This is a genomic window from Rhizorhabdus sp. GW822-FHT03C02 (assembly GCF_058801765.1).
The window spans coordinates 126054-145224 of sequence record NZ_JBXANN010000003.1 but is presented as its reverse complement, the minus strand read 5'-3'; the positions used below and the strand labels follow the sequence as shown (position 1 = coordinate 145224).

The window sequence follows — 19171 nt, the reverse complement described above, 5'->3', positions numbered from 1 at the left end:
TGGCGATCCGACGGACAGGGACCCGGACGAAGCGATAACGGCTTCGTGAGACGGTTCGCCGCATTAACCGGTGATTCACCATATGTCTCCATGACCGGGTCGACCCACCACAGCCGCCCGGACAGCATGAAGATCGACCAGCATCTCCGCAAAGCCCAGTCGCTGGCGCGCAAGGGCGATTATGACGAGGCCGAGCGCCTCTATGGCGAGGTGCTGGCGAGCTTTCCCAGCAATCGTCAGGCGGTGGGCGGCCTGCGCGACATCTATCTGGCGCCGGCCTCGGGCGCTTTCGCGCGCCGCATCCAGCATGTGCAGACGCTCTATGGCGAGGGGCGGTACGACGAGGCGATCGAGCAGCTCCGTTTCCTGCTGATGCTGCGACCGCAGGCGCGCGACCTCCACAATTTCGCCGGCGCGGTCCACGCCGCCGCGGGGCGCCGCGCCGAGGCGATCGCCGCCTATGACGCCGCGATCGGGATCGATCCGTCCTATGCCGCGGCGCATTCGAACCGGGCCGGGGCGCTGCGCGATCTCGGCCGGCTCGACGAGGCGCTGGTCAGCGCCGACGCCGCGATCGCGATCGATCGCGATCTGGCCGACGCCCATCTCAACCGCGGCATCATCCTCCACCAGTTGCAGCGGACCGATGCGGCGCTGGCGAGCTATGCCCGTGCGATCGAACTCGTTCCCAACCTGGTCGACGCGCATTTCAACCGCGCGCTCGCGCTGCGCGATCGTCGCGATTTCGCGGCGGCGGTCGAGAGCTTCGACCGGGCGATCCGGTTTCGCGCCGACCATGCCGACGCCTGGATGAACCGCGGCAGCGCGTTGCAGGAACTGGGGATGCTCGACGAGGCGCAGGCGAGCTTCACCCGCGCGCTGGCGATCCGGCCGGACCATGGCGACACCCATTTCAACCGCGCCAACGTCCTGATCGATCTCGCGCTCTATCCCGAGGCCGCCGCCGATTATGCCCGGGCGATCGCGCTCAAGCCCGGCTTCGTCCATGCGATCAGCCGGCTGCTGTTCGCCGAGGCGCGGATGTGCCGCTGGGACGGCGCGCTGGCGTCGGCCGATGTCGCCGCCCTCGGGGTGGCCGGCGACGCGGTCTGCCCGTTCAGCATGCTCGCGCTCGACGACGATGGCGCGCGTCACCTGCGGCGCTCGGCGAACTGGGTGCGGACTCATTATGCCGCGGCCTCGCCGGCGCTGCCGCGCAAAGCCGTGCGCGGCGACCGGATCGTCATCGGCTATTTCTCGGCCGACTTTCAGGAGCATGCGACGATGCACCTGATGGCGCAGCTGTTCGAGAAGCACGACAAGGCGCGGTTCGAGATCCATGCCTTCTCGTTCCGCAGCGGCGGTCACGACGCGATGCGCCAGCGGCTGATCGACGCGGTCGACCATTTCCACGATGTCGGCGACCTCGGCGACGATGCGGTTGCCGAACTCGCGCGTACGCACGGCGTCGACATCGCGATCGACCTCAAGGGCTATACCCATGGCGCCCGCCCGAACATCTTCGCCTGTCGCGCGGCGCCGATCCAGATCGCCTTTCTCGGCTATCCCGGGACGATGGGCGCCGATTTCATCGACTATATGATCGCCGACAAGGTGATGGTCCCCGCCGACAAGCGCGCGCATGTTTCGGAAAAGCTGATTTCGCTGCCCGACAGTTACCAGGTCAACGACCGCTCGCGGGCGATCGCCGACGCGGTGCCGACCCGCGCCGCGCTCGGCCTGCCCGAACAGGGCTTCGTCTTCTGCTCGTTCAATGCCAGCTACAAGATCGGCCCGGCCGAATATGACATCTGGATGCGGCTGCTCGCGCAGGTCGAGGACAGCGTGCTCTGGCTGCTGCGCGACAATGTCTGGGCCGAGGCCAATCTGCGCGCCGAAGCCGCCGCGCGCGGGATCGACCCCGCCCGGCTGGTCTTCGCCGACCGTGCGCCCGCCGCCGAGCATCTCGCGCGCCAGCGCCACGCCGACCTGTTCCTCGACAGCTTCGCCTGCAACGCCCACACCACCGCCAGCGACGCCTTATGGTCCGGCTTGCCGGTGGTCACGAAACTCGGCGACAGCTTCGCCGCGCGCGTCGCCGGCAGCCTCCTCCACGCGGTCGGCATGCCCGACCTCGTCACCGACAGCACCGAAGCCTATGAGGCGCTGGCGCTCGACCTCGCGCGCCACCCCGAGCGGCTGGCCGAGGTCCGCGCCCGGCTCGACCGCAACCGGCTGACGACGCCGCTGTTCGACTGCGACCGCTTCACCGCGCATATCGAGCGCGCTTATGCGCTGGTGCAGGCGCGTTATGACGAGGGGCTGGCGCCTGACGATATCGTGGTGCCGCCGCTCGCTTGACCCGGGGGCGCTGGCGCGGCTTTGCGCGACGGACCTTGGGCAATTACCATGGATCCGATTTGGTGCTCTCTGCTCTAGATTGTCTTTGTTTTCCGTATTTTCCGAGCCGTCAGGTGATTCCACCTGACTTGAAAATACTCTAAGATGGATCGATGAAATCCGAATCCGTCATGCTCGACATCCTCGTCGGCGACATCACCCGCCTCGACCATGAGGCGATCGTCAATGCCGCGAATTCGTCCCTGCTCGGCGGTGGCGGCGTCGATGGGGCGATCCATCGCGCTGCGGGCCCGGAGCTGGTGCACGAATGCCGGTTGCTCGGCGGCTGCAAGACCGGCCAGGCGAAGATCACCGGCGGCTATCGATTGACGGCGAAGCATATCATCCACACCGTCGGGCCGGTCTGGCGCGGTGGCGGATATGGCGAGCGCGAACTGCTGGCGAGCTGCTATCGCGAGAGCATGCAGCTGGCGATACGGCATAGGGTCAAGAGTATCGCCTTTCCCGCGATTTCGACCGGCATATATAAATTCCCGATCGCGGAGGCGGCACCGATCGCCATCGGCACGGTGGTGGAGATGCTGCTCGGCGAGCGCCATGGGCTCGAACGGATCAGCTTCGTCTGTTTCGATCCGCAGGCGGCGGCGGTCTATCGGGGGGCGTTGGCGGAGATCGTGGCGCTGGCGGGTGACGATCGGCTGGAGGTCGGCGGCTGAAGCTGCGCGGAAGGCGGATGTTCCGCAAGCTATGCCAAGGGTATCGAACCCTTGGCTTCGCCACCCACCCCAACCCCTCCCTGAACAGGGAGGGGTTAAAGAAAGAGTTACCCGAATGCCTTCAGACCCCGCACGACGCTCGGCCGCTTGAGCATCTCGCCGAACCAGCGGTCGAGCCGGGGCAGGGCGGCCCAGTCGAGCCGGGTCTCGCTCGCGCGCGCCAGCGTCAGCGCGGCGATGTCGGCGAGGCCGAAGCGGTCGCCCGACACGAAGGGGGAGTCGGTCAGATAGCGCTCGACGGTGGCGAAGCCGGCGGCCGAGCGGGTGTCGAGGGCGTCGGCGGCGCTCGTCTCGCCGATCCGGCGGACCAGCAGCGCGGCGTGGCTCGGCGCGATCAGGTCGGTGACGACCGCGAGATAATGTTCGATCGCGACCGCGCGGGCGCGGGGTTCGACGGGGAGCAGCCGGTCGGGGCAGCGCGCGTCGATGTGGAACAGGATCGCGTTCGACTGGGTGAGCAACAGCGGCGGGGTCATGTCCGCATCGACGATCACCGGCACCCGGCCGTCGGGATTGAGCGCCAGATGGTCGGCCGCCTTGTGCTCGCCGGCATGGAGGTCGATCCGGACAGGCGCATAAGCGAGCCCGGCCTCTTCGAGCGCGATCGCGACGCGCAGGCAATTGCCGGTCGGGGCGCCGTGGAGCCGGATCATGGGCGGTCGTGCCGCGGCGCGACCGGCGTGGTCCGGTTCCGGTCGCGCTCGGCGATCTCGCGTTCGAGCGCGGCGACGCGTTCGGCGAGCCATGCGGTCTCGGGGGTCTTCAGCGTCCCGTCATAGAGGCCGAGCGTCCGCAGGATGCGGTGCCACAGGCCGGTTTCGGGATAGGCCATCATCGTCCTCCTGTCAGCGCGCGGCCAAGGCGCCGTCGCCCTGGCTGGCCAGCGCCGCCGGCGCCTGCCAGCCGCCGCCGAGCGCGCGGAACGAGGCGACCGCGGCGCGGGCGGCCTCGGTCTGCGCCTGGGCGCGGGCGTCGCGGGTGTCGAGCAGGCGGCGGTCGGCGTCGAGCACCTCGATCAGGCTGACCACCCCGCCTTTATAGGCGGCGAGCGACGAGCTTTGGGCGCGGGCGAGCGCGGTCTCGCCGCGCGCGAGCGTCGCCTGCTGGGCCTCGCGCTTCACCAGCGCCGAAAAGGCGTTCTCGACATCCTCCGACGCGCGCAGCACCGCGAGGCGGTAGGCGGCGAGCGCCTCGGCGTTGGCGCCCTTGGCCTGGGCGATCTCGGCATCGACCCGGCCGAAATCGAAGAGCCGCCAGCGCAGCCCGAGCACGCCCTGCGCCTGGGTGGCGCCGCCGGTGAAGACGTTGCCCGCGGTCATCGTCGCGGTGCCGAGCAATCCGCCGAGCGAGAATTTGGGATAATATTCGCTGACCGCGACTCCGATCCGGGCGTTCGACGCGGCGAGCTTGCGTTCGGCGACGATCAGGTCGGGGCGGCGGCGCAGCAGATCGGCCGGGCTGCCGGTGTCGGCGATCACCGGGGCGACCGGGATCGCCGCGGGTTTGGCGAGCAGTGCGCGATAGGTGCCCGGCTGGGCGGCGAGCAGCACGTCGAGCGCGTTCATCGCGACGTCGAGCCCGTTTTCGAGCAGCGGCACGCTCGCCTCGACCTGCGCCAGCGCGCCTTCGGCCTGGCGGAGCTGGAGTTCGGCGGCAACCCCCTTGGCATATTGGAGCCGCACCGTCTCGACGAGGCGGCGCTGGGTGTCGACCTGGGCGTTGGCGACCGCGAGCCGCGCCTGGAGGCCGCGGACCAGCATATAGGTGTCGGCGGTCTGGGCGGCGACCGCGAGCCGGGCAGCGGCGACCCCGGCCTCGGACGCCTGATAATCGGCGTTCGCCGCCTCGCGCCCGCGGCGCAGGCCGCCGAACAGGTCGATCTCCCAGGAGGCGCCGAGATCGGCCTCGTACAGCTCGCCATTGCGCTGGAAGCCGGGGCTCGCCTGGGCGATGCGGCCGGTCGGGGTTTCGAGCGACTGGTGCGTGGTGGCGGCCGATCCGCTGATATTGGCGGAGGGCAGCAGCGCGGCGGTGGCGGCGCCGAGCCCGGCGCGCGCCTGGGTGACGCGCGCGACCGCCTGGGCGATGTCGAGATTCTCGCCGAGCGCGCTGTCGACGAGGTCGCTGAGCACCGGATCGTTGAACCCCGCCCACCAGCGCGCGGCGTCGGCGCTCTGGCTGCGCTGGCGCTCGGCGACCGCCGGGCTGCCGACGAAGGCGGCGGGGGCCGACAGGGCGGGGGGGCGATAGTCGGGGCCGACCGCACAGCCTGCCAGCATGGTCGCCGCGAGCAGCATCGCGGTGGCGCGGACGGGAACGGATTCGATGATAGCGCGCATGGCGGCCTCGCTTGGAATAGCACTCGGAATGACGAGTGACCAATAACCAAACTAGTCACATGTTGTCAATCGAGTCGCTGCGCGCTATAGCGAGGCCATGAACGACATCGCCGAAACCGCCCCGGGCCTGCGCGGCCCGGTCGACACCCACAAGCGCGACCAGATCGTCGCCGCCGCCAAGGAGCATTTCGGGCTCTATGGCTATGGCAAGACCACGGTGTCGGATCTCGCCAAGGCGATCGGCTTTTCCAAAGGCTATATCTACAAATTCTTCGACTCGAAGCAGGCGATCGGCGAGGCGATCTGCAGCGGCTGTCTCACGCTGATCATTGAGGAGGTCGAGGCGGCGCTGGTCGAAGCGACCAGTGCAACCGATAAATTCCGGCGTCTTTTCAAGATATTGACGGGAAAGAGCACCGAGCTTTTCTTCGAGGAACGCAAGCTCTACGACATCGCCGCGGTGTCGGCGACCGAGGACTGGGCCTCGTCGCGCGCCTATCTCAACAAGATCGCGGCGCTGTTGCGGACGATCGTGATCGAGGGGCGCGAGTCGGGCGAATTCGAGCGCAAGACCCCGCTCGACGAGGTGGTGCGCGGCATCGCCCAGGTCATGCTGCCGTTCATGCATCCGGTGATGCTCCAGCATAATCTCGACGCACTGCCCGATGCGCAGATCGAGGTGGCCAATCTGGTGCTGCGGAGCTTGGCTCCGTAGGAGTAAGGTATTCGGATTAAAGAAAATATTATTGGTTCTCGAAATGCTCGCTGCCGTGGCCGCCATATCCACGTAAAATTTGAGGTGGCTACCTTTCCGCCGTCATCCTGACGGAGGTCAGGATCCAGATCCGCAACGCGGCCCTTCCCGCCGCAGCGCCGCGATTCATCCTCACCGTGGCGCGTCTGGATGCTGACCTCCGTCAGCATGACGGGTTTGGGGATTGAGCGGTGCGACACCAAAATCCCGTTCGTGACTAGTTGACAAATTGGTCACTCGATGCAAATGGACGGTCAAGCCCTTCCGGGAGACCGTCCGATGCCTCGCCTGCCCGCCACCCTATTGTCCCTGTCCGCCGTCAGCCTGATGGCCTTGTCGCTTGCCGGTTGCGGCCGGGCCGATGCTGATCCGCGCACCGGCCCGCAGCTCGTCCGGGTGGCGACCGCCGGACTCGCCGAGGGCGATGCCCGCGCCTATAGCGGGGTGGTCTCGGCGCGGGTGCAGAGCGATCTCGGTTTCCGGGTCGCCGGCAAGATCGTCGAGCGGCTCGTCGACACCGGCGAAGCGGTGCGGCGCGGCCAGGTGCTGATGCGGATCGACCGCACCGACCTGGCGCTCGCCACCGTCGCCCAGGCCGGGGCGGTCGAGGCCGCCCGCGCCCGCGCGCTGCAGACCGCCGCCGACGAGGCGCGGTACCGCGACCTGGTGTCGGCCGGCGCGGTGTCGGCCTCGGCCTATGACCAGGCGCGCGCCGCCGCCGATGCCGCCCGCGCCCAGCTCGCCGCCGCCCGCGCCCAGGCCGGGGTCGCCCAGAACGAGGCCGGCTATTCGGTACTGCGCGCCGACGCCGACGGCATCGTCGTCGAGACCCTCGCCGAACCCGGCCAGGTCGTCGCCGCCGGCCAGACGGTGGTGCGGCTCGCCCGGTCGGGCGCGCGCGAGGCGGTGGTCGACCTGCCCGAGACGCTGCGCCCGGCGATCGGATCGGTCGCGCGCGCCAGCCTGTTCGATGCGCCGGGCACCAGCAGTGCGCGGCTGCGCCAGCTCTCCAACGCCGCCGATCCCGCCACCCGCACCTATCAGGCGCGCTATGTCCTCGAAGGCGCCGCCGCTCGCGCGCCGCTGGGGGCGACGGTCAGCGTGACCGTCGGCGAGAGCAAGGGGCCGGCGACGCTGCAGATCCCGCTTGCCGCGGTCTATGACAAGGGGCAGGGTCCCGGCGTCTGGGTGATCAAGGGGGCGCAGGTCCATTGGCGCCCGGTCAAGCTCGCCGCGATCGGCGAGGAACATGCGACGATCGGCGGCGGACTTGCTGCCGGCGAGCGCTTCGTCGCGCTCGGCGCGCATCTGCTCCACGAAGGCGAGGTGGTCCGCCTCGATGCGCCGGCTTCGGCCAACGCCGCCTCGACCGGTTCGGCACGATGAGCGGCTTCAACCTCTCCGCGCTGGCGGTGCGCGAGCGCGCGGTCACGCTGTTCCTGATCGTCGCGATCTCGCTCGCCGGGCTGTTCGCCTTCCTCAACCTCGGCCGCGCCGAGGATCCGAGCTTCACGATCAAGGCGATGACGATCGTCACCACCTGGCCCGGCGCCACCGCGCAGGAAATGCAGGACCAGGTCGCCGAGCCGCTCGAAAAGCGGATGCAGGAGCTCAAATGGTATGACCGGGCCGAAACCTTCACCCGACCGGGCCTTGCCTTCACCACCGTCACCCTGAAGGACCGCACCCCGCCCGCCGAGGTGCCCGACGAATTCTACCAGGCGCGCAAGAAGCTCGGCGACGAAGCGCCCAAGCTGCCGCGCGGAGTCCAGGGCCCGTTCGTCAACGACGAATATGGCGACGTCACCTTCGCGCTCTATGCGCTCAAGGCGAAGGGCGAGCCCCAAAGACTGCTGGTCCGCGAGGCCGAGACGATCCGCCAGCGGCTGCTCCATGTCGCCGGGGTCAAGAAGGTCAACATCATCGGCGAGCGCCCCGAGCGGATCTTCGTCGAATTCTCCTATGCACGGCTCGCGACGCTCGGCGTGTCGGCGCGCGACATCTTCGCCGCGCTCGCCGCCCAGAATGCGATCACCCCGGCGGGATCGATCGACACCAGTGGCCCGCAGGTCCAGGTCCGGCTCGACGGCGGCTTCGACGATCTCGGCAAGATCGCCGACACCCCGATCGTCGCCGGCGGCCGCACCGTCAAACTGTCCGACATCGCCACCGTCAAGCGCGGTTATGAGGATCCCGCGACCTTCCTGATCCGCAACCAGGGCGAACCGACGCTGGTGCTCGGGGTGGTGATGAAGGAACGCTATAACGGGCTCCAGCTCGGCAAGGATCTCGAAAAGGAAGCCGCGATGATCGGCGCCGAGATGCCGCTCGGCCTGTCGCTGACCAAGATCACCGATCAGTCGGTCAACATCGAAGAAGCCTATGACGAGTTCATGCTGAAATTCTTCGTCGCTTTGGTGGTGGTGATCGCGGTCAGCCTGATCAGCCTCGGCTGGCGGGTCGGCATCGTCGTGGCGCTCGCGGTGCCGCTGACGCTCGCCGGCGTGTTCGTGATCATGCTGGCGACCGGGCGCGATTTCGATCGCATCACTTTGGGCGCGCTGATCCTCTCGCTCGGGCTGCTCGTCGACGATGCGATCATCATCATCGAGACGATGGTGGTGAAGATGGAGGAGGGCCGCGACCGCATCGCCGCCGCAACCTATGCCTGGGGCCACACCGCCGCGCCGATGCTCGCGGGGACGCTGGTGACGACGATCGGGCTGATGCCGGTCGGTTTCGCCAAGTCGAGCGCGGGCGAATATGCCGGCAACATCTTCTGGGTGGTCGGCTTCGCGCTGATCACCAGCTGGTTCGTCGCGGTGATCTTCACCCCCTATCTCGGCGTCAAGCTGCTCCCGGCGATCGAGCCGGTCGCCGGCGGCCACAAGGCGATCTACGACACCCCGCGCTATCGCCAGCTGCGCGACCTGATCGGCTGGACCGTCGCCAACAAGAAGAAGGTGATGATCGGCACCGTCGCCGCCTTCCTGGTCGCGGTGTTCGCGATGGGGCTGGTCAAGCAGCAATTCTTCCCGATCTCCGACCGGCCCGAGGTGCTGGTCGAGGTGCAGATGCCCGAGGGCACCAGCATCGCGGCGACCAGCGCCGCCACCGCCAAGGTCGAGGCGTGGTTGCGCAAGCAGCCCGAGGCGAAGATCGTCACCGCCTATATCGGCCAGGGCGCGCCGCGTTTCTTCCTGGCGATCTCGCCCGAGCTGCCCGATCCGTCCTTCGCCAAGATCGTCGTGCTGACCGCCGACCCCAAGGCGCGCGAAGCGCTCAAGCACCGGGTGCGCGAGGTCGCGGCGCAGGGCTTCGTCCCCGAGGCGCGGATCCGCGCGACCCAGATCGTGTTCGGTCCCTATTCGCCCTTCCCGGTGGCGTTCCGGGTGATGGGGCCCGACCAGGACAAGGTCCGCTCGATCGCCGAGCGGGTGCGCACGACGATGCTTGCCAACAGTTCGATGCGCCAGGTCAACACCGATTGGGGCGAGCGGGTGCCGACGGTCCATTTCGTGCTCGATCAGGATCGCCTGCGCGCGATCGGGCTGAGCTCGCACGATGCCTCCGAACAGCTCCAGTTCCTGCTGACCGGCGTCCCCGTCACCCAGGTCCGCGAGGATATCCGCTCGGTCGAGGTGGTGGCGCGCGCCGCCGGCGCCGCTGGCGCCGATCCGGCCCGGCTCGATCCGGCGCGGCTCCACGACTTCACCCTGGTCGGTGCGGCCGGGCAGCGCGTGCCGCTCGACCAGATCGGCAAGGCCGAGGTGCGGATGGAGGATCCGATCCTGCGCCGCCGCGACCGCTACACCACGATCACCGTGCGCGGCGACATCGGTGAGGAGTATCAGCCGCCCGACGTCTCGGTCCAGCTGATCAAGCAGCTTGAGCCGATCACCGCCTCGCTGCCCGCGGGCTACAAGATCGAGACGTCGGCCGCGCTCGAGGAGGCCGGCAAGGCCAATGCCGCGCTCGCCGCCGTCTTCCCGCTGATGATCATCCTGATGATGGTGGTGATCATCTTCCAGGTGCGGTCGCTGTCGGCGATGGCGATGGTGCTGCTGACCGCGCCGCTGGCGCTGGTCGGGGTGGTGCCGACGCTGCTGATCTTCCACCAGCCGTTCGGGTTCAACGCGATCCTCGGGCTGATCGGGCTCGCCGGCATCATCATGCGCAACACTTTGATCCTGGTCGGGCAGATCCACCAGAACGAGAAGGACGGGCTCGATCCGTTCCACGCGGTGGTCGAGGCGACCGTCCAGCGTGCCCGCCCGGTGATCCTGACCGCGCTGGCGGCGGTGCTGGCGTTCATCCCGCTGACCTTCTCGGTGTTCTGGGGATCGCTCGCCTTCACCCTGATCGGCGGCACGATCGGCGGCACCGCGCTGACCCTCGTCTTCCTCCCCGCGCTCTACGCGATCTGGTATCGGATCAGGCCGGTGGCGGAGGGGGAGGAACCCGATCTCCACCCCACAACCGCCTGAGGAGAGAGCAATGGACGTGATCAAGGGCAACGACGCCGGCCTCGATGGCCTCGCCCAGCTGCGCGCGCTGATCGCCGCGGGCAAGCGCCCGCCGATCGCCGACACGCTGAACTTCGACCTGGTCGAGATCGACGACGGGCTGGCGATCTTCACCGGCGCGCCCGGCCTGTCGGTCTACAACCCGATCGGATCGGTCCATGGCGGCTATGCCGCGACCCTGCTCGACAGCGCCTGCGGCTGCGCGGTCCATTCGAAGCTGAGCGCGACCCAGGGCTATACCACCCTCGAACTCAAGATCGCCTATCATCGCGCGCTGACCGAACGCAGCGGCACCGTCCGCTGCGAAGGCCGGGTGCTCAGCTTCGGCAGGCGGGCGGCGTTCGCCGAGGCCAAGCTGTTCGACGGCGAAGGGCGGCTGTGCGCCTCGGCGACGTCGACGCTGCTGGTGTTCGAACGCTGAGCATCGACCCGGTTCGTCGAGCACGCGCATGGGCGCGACGGGTCAAAGCCCATCTGGTCCCGCTACAGCATCGCCGCTGGCCCGCCGCGCGCGGCGCACCAACTCCTGAAGTCGGTCGCCCGATCGCCCGCCGCATAGTCGAGCCAGGCGCGCGCGGTTTCCAGCTGGGCTTCCAGCCGGGCTTCGATGTCCGGGCGCCATAGCGGACGCGCGGCCCCGGCCAGCAAGCGAAGTGCCTCCAGCAGGTCCTCGATGTCCTCGCGCGGGCAGCCGAGATAGCCGAAGTCGGGCAGCTCATGCTGGCCATTCTCGACCAGCCCGTGCACCCGGTCGATGAATGCCGTGCGGGCTTGCCGATGGCCCGGGTCCAGCGCGACCGCACGGCGCAGATAATCGAGCGGCCGTGGCGCGCCCTCGGCAGCCCTCGGACCGATCAGCGCATGGACATAATTGGCTTCGCTGCTGTCGGGTTCGTGCGACAGCCATTCGGCGGCGGTGGGTGAGATCAGCCGGAGCACCAGCGATCCCGGCAGGATCATGTTGCGCGCCGGGTGGTTCACCCGATCGATGGTCCAGCGCAGCAGCGCCAGCCTGTCGTCGAACGGCCAGCCGACGGCGTCGTCGATGAACGGATCGAGCGCGCGCATCGCTTCCTTGCGGCGTCCGGCGGCGCGCAGCGACAAATAGGTCGCGAAACCACGCCAGCCGCGCTGTGCCGCCGCTTCGGCGATCCCGGTCGCGAGATCGAAATCGGGGTCCCCCATCATCGCCCCGAATGTGCGCGGCGCGATCCCCCTTGGCAATCGCGTTCCGGCCGTTGCCGCATCGACCTTGCCAGGCCGGATCAGGCCGGTGTCGGTCGCCACACGGCGAAGACGGCGTTGTCGGTCGATCGCATCGCCCGGGTCATCTCGCCATGGTCGAAGCCGGGCAGCGTCATGACATGATCGATCGCGTCTTGCCCGCCGGTCGCGCCTTCCGGAAAGGCGCAGGCGATATGGCCGTCGGGGCCGAAGAACAGCCACCACAAATCGGCGCCCCATGGCCCGCTGTCGTTGGTCTCGATCGCGATGCCCGACAGATCGGCTTTCGTCACCCGGCTGGTGGCCCCACGATCGTCGGTCACACAGATCGCCTCGTCATCGATGACGACCCGCCATTTCACTTCAGGCTGGAGTTGCTGGGCGCGCTTCTTCCTGAACCAGCCGAACATGGCATTCCCTTCCGACGAGGCGATATCGTCAAACCCGTGCGGAGGAGGTTACCCCGCCACCCTCATCTCGGCCGGCACCTCGCGCCGCGGCTGGCCGGCGCCGGCGATGAACAGCCCGCGCTGCAGCGCCGACACCGCCGCGGCGGTGCGGTCGGCGACGTCGAGCTTGGCGAAAATCCGCCGCGTGTAGGTGTCGACGGTCTGTTTCGAGATGCCGAGGATCACCGAGATCACCGCGTTGCTCTTGCCCTGCGCGATCCAGTAGAGGACGTCGATCTCGCGGTTCGACAGCGGCGGCCCCGATTCCAGCGCGACGTCGACCAGTTCGCAATAGCGCGCATAGGACACCTGCACCCCCATCTGCAGGAACATCAGGTTGCGTGCGCTGAAACTGTCGAGATCCGGGCAGTCGCCGACTCCCATCAGCCCGCAGCGCAGCCCCGGGCCATAGGTCGGGATCGCGATGCCGTCGGCCATGCCGAAGCGGGCGATCAGCCGCAGATAGCGCCGGCCGGCTTCGGGCAGCCGATCGTCGTCGCGCAGCGCGCCCCAGCGCATCGGCTGCGACTGCGCGAGCGCCAGTTCGGGCAGCGGATCGACCAGATAGAGCGACCGGCGATAGGCGCGCGCCCAGCTGTCGCTATAGCCGAAGCTGGTCAGCGTCCGGCCGCTGCGCGGATCCTTGGCGATCGGGTTGAGGAAGAAGGCGCGGCGGAAGCCGAAGGCCTGGGCGAAGGCAAAGGTCGCGACGCGCAACCCGGCCACCGAGTCCGCCCCCCGCATCGCATCGATCTGCGCCACATACTCCACGCGCGGCAGGCCCCCCAGCCCGATACTCAGGCTGCGAGCATGTCACCGCGGGGCAGGGGGCGCAATGCCGATTCGGCAACCCCTCAACAGGGCTTGTCGAGCAGCGCCAGCACGTCGCGATGGAAGATCCGCTCCATGAAATCGCGGCCTTTCGGCGCCAGCTGGAAACCCCATCCCGATGGTGAACCGGTGTCATTGACGGCCCGGATGATGTCGTCATGGACCAGCGTCGCGATATCCCGTTTCCACAGATTGGGAAACAGGATCAACGGGTTGCGCGCGGCGTCGCGATCGCCGTCGGCCTGCTCGCCGATGAACAGCTGCAGCAAAATGTCCCAGGCCGGTTCGCCGAAATAAGGTCCCGGACAATGGGCGTCGCGCCAGCGGCGGAATTCGTAAATCCGGCGTGCGGCAACATAGGGGGGGTTATTGCCCGCTTCGCCTATCAAATTTTGCGTCATTCTGGGATCGGATCAACTATGGTTAATGATCGAAGCCTAATATGCGCTTTCGATCATTTCGCCTGTCCCCTAGGTGGATGACAAGCGCGCCGCCGCGATTGTATCGGCGACGACATGAACCGGCTGCCAGCCGAACAGTGGAAACCGGCTTCTCGCAGAAAATCGCGCAATATTGGACGATCGGCGAATGGACGCGCGACGAACCTGTTGCGATCTGTTCGCAAGCCGCCATCGACGACCTCGGCCATATCGCGGTGGCGATCGGACCGACAGCCGATCGCTCGATTACTGGTCCTCGCCGCTGCGCTCGTCGAACGTCGCCCGCGCACTGTGGATCTGGTCGATGTGCGCGCTCGCCCATTCGCCGAGCGCGATCACCGGCACCCTGAGCGAGTGGCCGAGATCGGTCAGCGCATAGTCGACCCGCGGCGGGATGCTCGGGGTCACCGTGCGGGTCAGCAGCCCGTCGCGCTCGAGCCCGCGCAGGGTCAGGGTCAGCATCCGCTGCGAGATTCCGCCGACCTGGCGCTTGAGTTCGCTGAACCGGCGCGGACCCTGCGCCAGGATCATCACGATCAATATGCTCCATTTGTCGCCGATCCGCGCCAGCACCGGGGCGATCGCGCGGCAGCCCTGATGGTTCGGATGCGGCAGCGCCTCGTCGGGCGCTTCGAAGCGCTCGCCATCGGGAACGGCCATGGTCACATCGATGTGCCCGGGTAACAAAATAGTGCCTCCTTGCGGACCGGTGGGGCGGTCACATATCCCGCCTCGGTATCTTATATATACCGACTACCTCCCTCCCGAAAGGCCCGACCATGAAGCTTCTCCATCTCGACTCGAGCATCCTCGGCGACAATTCGGTCAGCCGCGGGCTCACCGCCTCGATCGTCGCCCGGCTGCAGGCGGGCGATCCGTCGATCGCGGTCACCCACCGCGATCTCGCCGCCGATCCGATCGGCCATCTCGACCTCGACGCGCTGCCCGCCGGCAGCTCGGCCGCCGCGCTCGCCAGCGCCGCGACCCTCGACGAATTCCTCGCCGCCGACATCGTCGTGATCGGCGCGCCGATGTATAATTTCACCATCCCCAGCCAACTCAAGGCGTGGATCGACCGCATCCTCGTCGCCGGCAAGACCTTTGCTTATGGCGCCAACGGCCCCGAGGGCCTCGCCGGCGGCAAGCGGGTGATCGTCGCGGTGACCCGCGGCAATTTCTACGGCGCCGGCGCGCCCGCCGCCGCGCTAGAGCATCTCGAAACCTATCTCGCCGGGGTGTTCGGCTTCATCGGCATCGCCCCCGAATTCGTCGTCGCCGAGGGCGTCGCCGCCGGCCCCGAGCATCGCACCGCGGCGCTCGACAGTGCGGCTCGCACGATCGCGGCGCTGGCGGCCTGACGGGCAGGGCAGGGGAGATGGGGCGGGGCCGCCTCGTCCCCCCTTGCCGGTCATGCGACACATTCCAAAACGCGTCATCCGATCTGTTCGGCGCCTTCCCGCAACCTGCGTAGCGCCGCCACCGCGACCAGCGTCGGCGTGGTCAGCCGTTCGGGCAGGGCGTCGAGGTCGAACCAGGCAAGGCCGCCATGTTTCTCGGGCTCGACATTCACGGGCGTGCCGGTGACGCGCTCGATCAGATAGACCGGCGCCACCCAATGGGTGCCCGCCGCGCGGTCGATCTGGTCGACGAAGCACAGCAATGTGTCGGGGACGATGTCGATCCCGACCTCCTCGGCGACCTCGCGCCGGATCGCGACCGCCGCCTTCTCGAACAGGTCGATCTTGCCGCCGGGGAGCCCCCAATGGCCGGGCTCGGGTTCGCGCAGCCGTTCGAGCAGCAAGATGCGCCCGTCGATGACGATCGCGGCGCCGCATCCGGCCCGTGGTTCAACCTGCATATGCTCTCCGTGGCTTGGGTGAGCGCGCTTCCTATCCTCTCGCCGCGCCGCTTTCGAGCTTCTACCCAACTCAGCGATTGACCCCGGTCGCTGCCGGGTCTTCACGGGAGGACATCGTCCCCGCGAAAGAATCTGCGCATGACCATCCGCCTCAACCGCTTCACCAGCTTCATCCTGTGCATCCTGATCGCGGGCGTCGCGCTGGCACTCGCGCCGCGCCACCACTGGCTGCTCTGGCCGTTCGCGCTGTTCGCGATGCTGGTGCTGGTCGGCATCCGCGACCTGATCCAGCCGCAGCATTCGATCCAGCGCAACTACCCGGTGATCGGCCATATCCGCTGGTTCGTCGAGATGATCCGCCCCGAACTGCGCCAATATCTGTTCGAGGCCGATGAGGAGGCCGCGCCCTTCTCGCGCTCGCAGCGCTCGCTGGTCTATCAGCGCGCCAAGGGGCAGGCGGGCGACCATCCGTTCGGCACGCTGCTCGACGTCTATCGCGACGGTTACGAGTTCATCGGCCATTCGACCCGGCCGATCCCGGCCGCCGATCCGGCCGGCTTCCGGATCATGATCGGCGGGGACCAGTGCAGGCAGCCTTATTCGGCGTCGGTGTTCAACATCTCGGCGATGAGCTTCGGATCGCTGTCGGCCAATGCGATCCGTGCGCTCAACAAGGGTGCGAAGATGGGCGGTTTCAGCCATGACACCGGCGAGGGCAGCATCAGCCCCTATCATCGCGAATTTGGCGGCGACATCGTCTGGGAGATCGCCAGCGGCTATTTCGGCTGCCGCGACGCCGAAGGCCGCTTCGACCCCGATCGCTTCGCCGCGCAGGCGAAGAGCGATCAGGTCAAGATGATCGAGATCAAGATGAGCCAGGGCGCCAAGCCCGGCCATGGCGGCATATTGCCGGCGGCGAAGGTCACCGCCGAAATCTCCGAGACCCGCGGCGTGCCGATGGGCAAGGACTGCATCTCGCCGCCGACCCACAGCGCCTTTTCGACCCCGCTCGAGATGATGGCGTTCATCGCCCAGCTGCGCGAGCTGTCGGGCGGCAAGCCGGTCGGCTTCAAGCTGTGTCTCGGCCATCCCTGGGAGTTCATGGGGATCGTCAAGGCGATGCTCGCGACCGGCACCTATCCCGATTTCATCGTCGTCGACGGCGCCGAGGGCGGCACCGGCGCCGCCCCGGTCGAGTTCAGCGACCATATCGGCGTGCCGATGCGCGAGGGGCTGTTGTTCGTCCACAATGTCCTGACCGGGGCGGGGATCCGCGACCGGATCAGGGTCGGCGCCGCCGGGCGGATCGTCAGCGCGTTCGACATCGCCAGCGTGCTGGCGATCGGCGCCGACTGGGCGAACGCCGCGCGCGGCTTCATGTTCGCGGTCGGCTGCATCCAGTCGCTGTCGTGCAACACCAATCGCTGCCCGACCGGGGTCGCCACCCAGGACCCGGTTCGCCAGCGCGCGCTGGTGGTGCCCGACAAGGCCGAACGGGTGAAGAATTTCCACGCCAACACGCTGCATGCGCTGTCCGACATGCTGGCGGCGGCGGGCGTCGCGCATCCCTCGGATCTCGGGCCGCATCATCTGGTGCGCCGGGTGAGTTCGACCGAGGTGCGGCAATTCTCCGAGCTGCACGTCTTCCTCGAGCCCAATGTGCTGATCGAGGGGCAGACCGAGAACGGCTTCTACAAGCGCAACTGGGATCTGGCGCGGGCGGACAGTTTTTGATGGTTTTGAAATGACTTATCCACCGTCATGCTGAACTTGTTTCAGCATCCACCGTGTCGCAAGGGGCCGTTCCCGAGATCAAGAGTGGATGCTGAAACAAGTTCAGTATGACGGTTGAGGTGTGGGTGCGGTCGCGTTCAAATCTACGCCTGGGTCATCGCCGTCGCCAGCAGCTCGGCCCAGTGAATCTGCCCGGCAAGGTCGGCGATCAGGTCCTGGCGGATCTCGAGTTCGACATAGAGCAGGCCCGCGGCGAAGGCGTGGTGGGGGACGGTGTAGTCGGTGTCGTCCATCCGGTAGGGCTGGTTGTCGCCGACGACGAGGTCGGTCTCGCGACGTAGCCTGGCGAGGACGGCCTTGGCGAAGCCGGAATGGCCGAAGCCGTGGAGGACGCCGACATGCCAGGGCCGCGCCTCGCGTCCCATGGCTTGCATCGTCAGGGAGGGGGTGAAGCTGTGCAGCGACACCAGGATCGGCGGGTGGCCGATGGCGGTGCGCCGGTCGATTTCGGCGGCGATCGCATCCTGATAGGGCTGGAAGATTCCAGCGATCCGCGCGGCGCGTTCGGCCGCGTCGATGCCGATATTGCCGGGGATGGCGGTGCCGTCGGAGCGCTCGGGGATGGCCTCGTCCGACGCCGGATCGCGGTTGCAGTCGATCACCAGCCGCGAATAGGCCTGGTGGAGGAACGGGCAATCGAGCCGGCGCGCGAGCGCCTCGCCGAGGCCGCGCACGCCGATGTCGCAGGTGATGTGGCGCACGCGGTCGGCGTCGGACAGGCCGAGCGTGCCCAGCCGCGCCGCGATTGCGTTTCCTGCATGATCGCCGATTAAAAGGAACGGCGAGGGCCGATCGATGTTAAGGACTATGACAGGTGCGGGATCTTCCGGGCCGAGCAGCCCGGCCGGGGGTTGCGTCGCCATCAGGAAAACGCCCCGAAATGCCTTTGCTGACGATCCGTCATGTCACCCAATATCGTTATCGCCAGCCGGTGTCGTTCGGCGAGCATCGCATCATGGTGCGCCCGCGCGAGAGCTATGACCAGCGATTGATCGCGGCGAGCCTCGATATTTCGCCCGAACCCGCCGAACTGCGCTGGCTCCACGACGTGTTCGGCAATTCGGTGGCGATCGCCCGGTTCGACAAGCGGGCGACGATGCTGCGCGTCGCCAGCCTCGTCCGCCTCGACCATGAGCCGCTCGCCGGATCCGAGGTGGCGATCGAGGATTATGCGCGCACCTTCCCTTTCACTTATTCGTCGGAGGACATGCCCGACCTGCTGCGCTCGATCGAGCGCGGCCATCTCGACCCCGGCCGGATCGTCGACAATTGGGCGCGCGGTTTCGTGCGCGGCGACGGGCCGACCGACACGCTGGCGATGCTGACCGAGTTCGCGACCGCGATCCGCCGCGACTTCACCTATGTCGCACGCCACGAAAAGGGCACCCAGACCCCGATCGAGACGCTGCAGAAGCGCCAGGGCACCTGCCGCGACTTCGCGGTGCTGATGATCGAGGCGGTGCGCGCGCTCGGCCTCGCGGCGCGGTTCGTGTCGGGCTATGTCTACAACCCGTCGCGCGGCGAGGGCCGGGTCGGCGGCGGCAGCACCCATGCCTGGGTGCGGATCTTCCTGCCCGGATCGGGCTGGGTCGAGTTCGACCCGACCAACGGCATCGTCGGCAATCGCGGGCTGGTGCGGGTCGCGATCGCGCGCGATCCCTATCAGGCGCTGCCGCTGTCGGGGACGTGGAGCGGCTTTCCCAACAGCTATATCGACATGGAAGTCGAGGTCGACGTCCGCATGGAGGACCCCGCCAACCCGTCCGTCATCGCCGCGCAGACCGGTGCCATCAACAGCCGCCGCGGCGGCTAATCGGGA

The 19171-nt window shown here is 67.9% G+C and carries 19 protein-coding genes; 9 read left to right on the top strand and 10 right to left on the bottom strand.

Annotated elements, in window-relative coordinates; all coding sequences use genetic code 11:
- Positions 1-90: 90 nt before the first annotated feature.
- Together AC1RM6_RS10490 and AC1RM6_RS10485 are read left to right on the top strand one after the other, a co-directional pair.
- Entirely contained in the window at positions 91-2361 is a 2271-nt protein-coding gene (locus AC1RM6_RS10490; protein WP_493100844.1) for an O-linked N-acetylglucosamine transferase, SPINDLY family protein, read from the top strand.
- 152 nt (positions 2362-2513) lie between these two features.
- Positions 2514-3077 carry an O-acetyl-ADP-ribose deacetylase gene (locus tag AC1RM6_RS10485; protein ID WP_493100842.1) on the top strand — a complete coding sequence of 188 codons (564 nt, stop codon included), beginning with the start codon at positions 2514-2516 and terminating at the stop codon, positions 3075-3077.
- Positions 3078-3184: 107 nt separating this feature from the next.
- On the opposite strand, the gene AC1RM6_RS10480 is transcribed toward AC1RM6_RS10485, so the two are convergent.
- Genes AC1RM6_RS10480 through AC1RM6_RS10470 form a run of 3 tightly spaced genes read right to left on the bottom strand, consistent with a single transcriptional unit; the run spans position 3185 to position 5476 of the window.
- Entirely contained in the window at positions 3185-3790 is a 606-nt protein-coding gene (locus tag AC1RM6_RS10480) for a glutathione S-transferase family protein (protein WP_493100840.1), read from the bottom strand.
- On the bottom strand, positions 3787-3969 hold the full coding sequence (locus tag AC1RM6_RS10475; RefSeq protein ID WP_493100838.1) for a hypothetical protein: 183 nt from the start codon (positions 3967-3969) through the stop codon (positions 3787-3789). The genes AC1RM6_RS10480 and AC1RM6_RS10475 overlap by 4 nt, the downstream gene beginning before the upstream one ends.
- Positions 3970-3982: 13 nt before the next feature.
- Positions 3983-5476 (bottom strand): efflux transporter outer membrane subunit, encoded by a 1494-nt coding sequence (locus AC1RM6_RS10470; RefSeq protein WP_493100836.1) that lies wholly within the window; start codon positions 5474-5476, stop codon positions 3983-3985.
- 97 nt (positions 5477-5573) lie between these two features.
- Here AC1RM6_RS10470 and AC1RM6_RS10465 point away from each other — a divergent pair, with 97 nt between their 5' ends.
- The 4 genes from AC1RM6_RS10465 (at position 5574) to AC1RM6_RS10450 (ending at position 11177) form a co-directional block, all read left to right on the top strand.
- The gene (locus AC1RM6_RS10465) at positions 5574-6191 is read left to right on the top strand and encodes a TetR/AcrR family transcriptional regulator (protein ID WP_493100834.1); all 618 of its coding nucleotides are present in this window, start codon (positions 5574-5576) and stop codon (positions 6189-6191) included.
- Between the two features lie 318 nt (positions 6192-6509).
- Positions 6510-7616, top strand: a complete 1107-nt coding sequence (locus AC1RM6_RS10460; protein WP_493100832.1) for an efflux RND transporter periplasmic adaptor subunit — start codon at positions 6510-6512, stop codon at positions 7614-7616.
- On the top strand, positions 7613-10717 hold the full coding sequence (locus AC1RM6_RS10455) for an efflux RND transporter permease subunit (protein ID WP_493100830.1): 3105 nt from the start codon (positions 7613-7615) through the stop codon (positions 10715-10717). Before AC1RM6_RS10460 ends, AC1RM6_RS10455 begins: the two co-directional genes overlap by 4 nt.
- A gap of 10 nt (positions 10718-10727) precedes the next feature.
- Positions 10728-11177, top strand: coding sequence for a PaaI family thioesterase (locus tag AC1RM6_RS10450; protein WP_493100828.1), 450 nt, complete (start codon positions 10728-10730; stop codon positions 11175-11177).
- A gap of 62 nt (positions 11178-11239) precedes the next feature.
- Here the strand turns inward: AC1RM6_RS10450 and AC1RM6_RS10445 are convergent, their stop codons facing one another.
- From AC1RM6_RS10445 to AC1RM6_RS10425, 5 genes are all read right to left on the bottom strand, one after another.
- Positions 11240-11941 (bottom strand): hypothetical protein, encoded by a 702-nt coding sequence (locus AC1RM6_RS10445; protein ID WP_493100826.1) that lies wholly within the window; start codon positions 11939-11941, stop codon positions 11240-11242.
- Positions 11942-12021: 80 nt separating this feature from the next.
- Positions 12022-12390 (bottom strand): hypothetical protein, encoded by a 369-nt coding sequence (locus AC1RM6_RS10440; RefSeq protein ID WP_493100824.1) that lies wholly within the window; start codon positions 12388-12390, stop codon positions 12022-12024.
- Positions 12391-12438: 48 nt separating this feature from the next.
- A complete protein-coding gene (locus AC1RM6_RS10435; RefSeq protein WP_493100822.1) occupies positions 12439-13191 on the bottom strand; it encodes a helix-turn-helix transcriptional regulator in 753 nt (250 codons plus the stop codon).
- A gap of 92 nt (positions 13192-13283) precedes the next feature.
- A complete protein-coding gene (locus AC1RM6_RS10430; RefSeq protein WP_493100820.1) occupies positions 13284-13649 on the bottom strand; it encodes a hypothetical protein in 366 nt (121 codons plus the stop codon).
- Between the two features lie 297 nt (positions 13650-13946).
- Positions 13947-14360 (bottom strand): winged helix-turn-helix transcriptional regulator, encoded by a 414-nt coding sequence (locus tag AC1RM6_RS10425; protein WP_493100818.1) that lies wholly within the window; start codon positions 14358-14360, stop codon positions 13947-13949.
- A gap of 119 nt (positions 14361-14479) precedes the next feature.
- On the opposite strand from AC1RM6_RS10425, the gene AC1RM6_RS10420 reads away from it, so the two are divergent.
- Positions 14480-15058 carry an FMN-dependent NADH-azoreductase gene (locus AC1RM6_RS10420; protein WP_493100817.1) on the top strand — a complete coding sequence of 193 codons (579 nt, stop codon included), beginning with the start codon at positions 14480-14482 and terminating at the stop codon, positions 15056-15058.
- A gap of 74 nt (positions 15059-15132) precedes the next feature.
- Here the strand turns inward: AC1RM6_RS10420 and AC1RM6_RS10415 are convergent, their stop codons facing one another.
- Positions 15133-15558 (bottom strand): NUDIX domain-containing protein, encoded by a 426-nt coding sequence (locus tag AC1RM6_RS10415; protein WP_493100815.1) that lies wholly within the window; start codon positions 15556-15558, stop codon positions 15133-15135.
- A 144-nt stretch (positions 15559-15702) separates the two neighbouring features.
- On the opposite strand from AC1RM6_RS10415, the gene AC1RM6_RS10410 reads away from it, so the two are divergent.
- Positions 15703-17292 carry an FMN-binding glutamate synthase family protein gene (locus AC1RM6_RS10410; RefSeq protein WP_493101561.1) on the top strand — a complete coding sequence of 530 codons (1590 nt, stop codon included), beginning with the start codon at positions 15703-15705 and terminating at the stop codon, positions 17290-17292.
- 143 nt (positions 17293-17435) lie between these two features.
- Here AC1RM6_RS10410 and AC1RM6_RS10405 read toward each other — a convergent pair whose 3' ends face one another.
- Positions 17436-18215 carry an N-formylglutamate amidohydrolase gene (locus AC1RM6_RS10405; protein ID WP_493100813.1) on the bottom strand — a complete coding sequence of 260 codons (780 nt, stop codon included), beginning with the start codon at positions 18213-18215 and terminating at the stop codon, positions 17436-17438.
- Between the two features lie 17 nt (positions 18216-18232).
- Here AC1RM6_RS10405 and AC1RM6_RS10400 point away from each other — a divergent pair, with 17 nt between their 5' ends.
- Positions 18233-19165, top strand: coding sequence for a transglutaminase family protein (locus AC1RM6_RS10400; protein WP_493100811.1), 933 nt, complete (start codon positions 18233-18235; stop codon positions 19163-19165).
- The last annotated feature ends 6 nt before the right edge of the window (positions 19166-19171 follow it).

What these genes read in the sequence shown, in the direction of transcription:
- AC1RM6_RS10490 (WP_493100844.1), top strand. Translation starts at nt 91, where the DNA reads ATGACCGGGTCGACCCACCACAGCCGCCCGGACAGCATGAAGATCGAC.
- AC1RM6_RS10485 (WP_493100842.1), top strand. Translation starts at nt 2,514, where the DNA reads ATGAAATCCGAATCCGTCATGCTCGACATCCTCGTCGGCGACATCACC.
- AC1RM6_RS10480 (WP_493100840.1), bottom strand. Translation starts at nt 3,790, where the DNA reads ATGATCCGGCTCCACGGCGCCCCGACCGGCAATTGCCTGCGCGTCGCG.
- AC1RM6_RS10475 (WP_493100838.1), bottom strand. Translation starts at nt 3,969, where the DNA reads ATGGCCTATCCCGAAACCGGCCTGTGGCACCGCATCCTGCGGACGCTC.
- AC1RM6_RS10470 (WP_493100836.1), bottom strand. Translation starts at nt 5,476, where the DNA reads ATGCGCGCTATCATCGAATCCGTTCCCGTCCGCGCCACCGCGATGCTG.
- AC1RM6_RS10465 (WP_493100834.1), top strand. Translation starts at nt 5,574, where the DNA reads ATGAACGACATCGCCGAAACCGCCCCGGGCCTGCGCGGCCCGGTCGAC.
- AC1RM6_RS10460 (WP_493100832.1), top strand. Translation starts at nt 6,510, where the DNA reads ATGCCTCGCCTGCCCGCCACCCTATTGTCCCTGTCCGCCGTCAGCCTG.
- AC1RM6_RS10455 (WP_493100830.1), top strand. Translation starts at nt 7,613, where the DNA reads ATGAGCGGCTTCAACCTCTCCGCGCTGGCGGTGCGCGAGCGCGCGGTC.
- AC1RM6_RS10450 (WP_493100828.1), top strand. Translation starts at nt 10,728, where the DNA reads ATGGACGTGATCAAGGGCAACGACGCCGGCCTCGATGGCCTCGCCCAG.
- AC1RM6_RS10445 (WP_493100826.1), bottom strand. Translation starts at nt 11,941, where the DNA reads ATGGGGGACCCCGATTTCGATCTCGCGACCGGGATCGCCGAAGCGGCG.
- AC1RM6_RS10440 (WP_493100824.1), bottom strand. Translation starts at nt 12,390, where the DNA reads ATGTTCGGCTGGTTCAGGAAGAAGCGCGCCCAGCAACTCCAGCCTGAA.
- AC1RM6_RS10425 (WP_493100818.1), bottom strand. Translation starts at nt 14,360, where the DNA reads ATGGCCGTTCCCGATGGCGAGCGCTTCGAAGCGCCCGACGAGGCGCTG.
- AC1RM6_RS10420 (WP_493100817.1), top strand. Translation starts at nt 14,480, where the DNA reads ATGAAGCTTCTCCATCTCGACTCGAGCATCCTCGGCGACAATTCGGTC.
- AC1RM6_RS10415 (WP_493100815.1), bottom strand. Translation starts at nt 15,558, where the DNA reads ATGCAGGTTGAACCACGGGCCGGATGCGGCGCCGCGATCGTCATCGAC.
- AC1RM6_RS10405 (WP_493100813.1), bottom strand. Translation starts at nt 18,215, where the DNA reads ATGGCGACGCAACCCCCGGCCGGGCTGCTCGGCCCGGAAGATCCCGCA.
- AC1RM6_RS10400 (WP_493100811.1), top strand. Translation starts at nt 18,233, where the DNA reads ATGCCTTTGCTGACGATCCGTCATGTCACCCAATATCGTTATCGCCAG.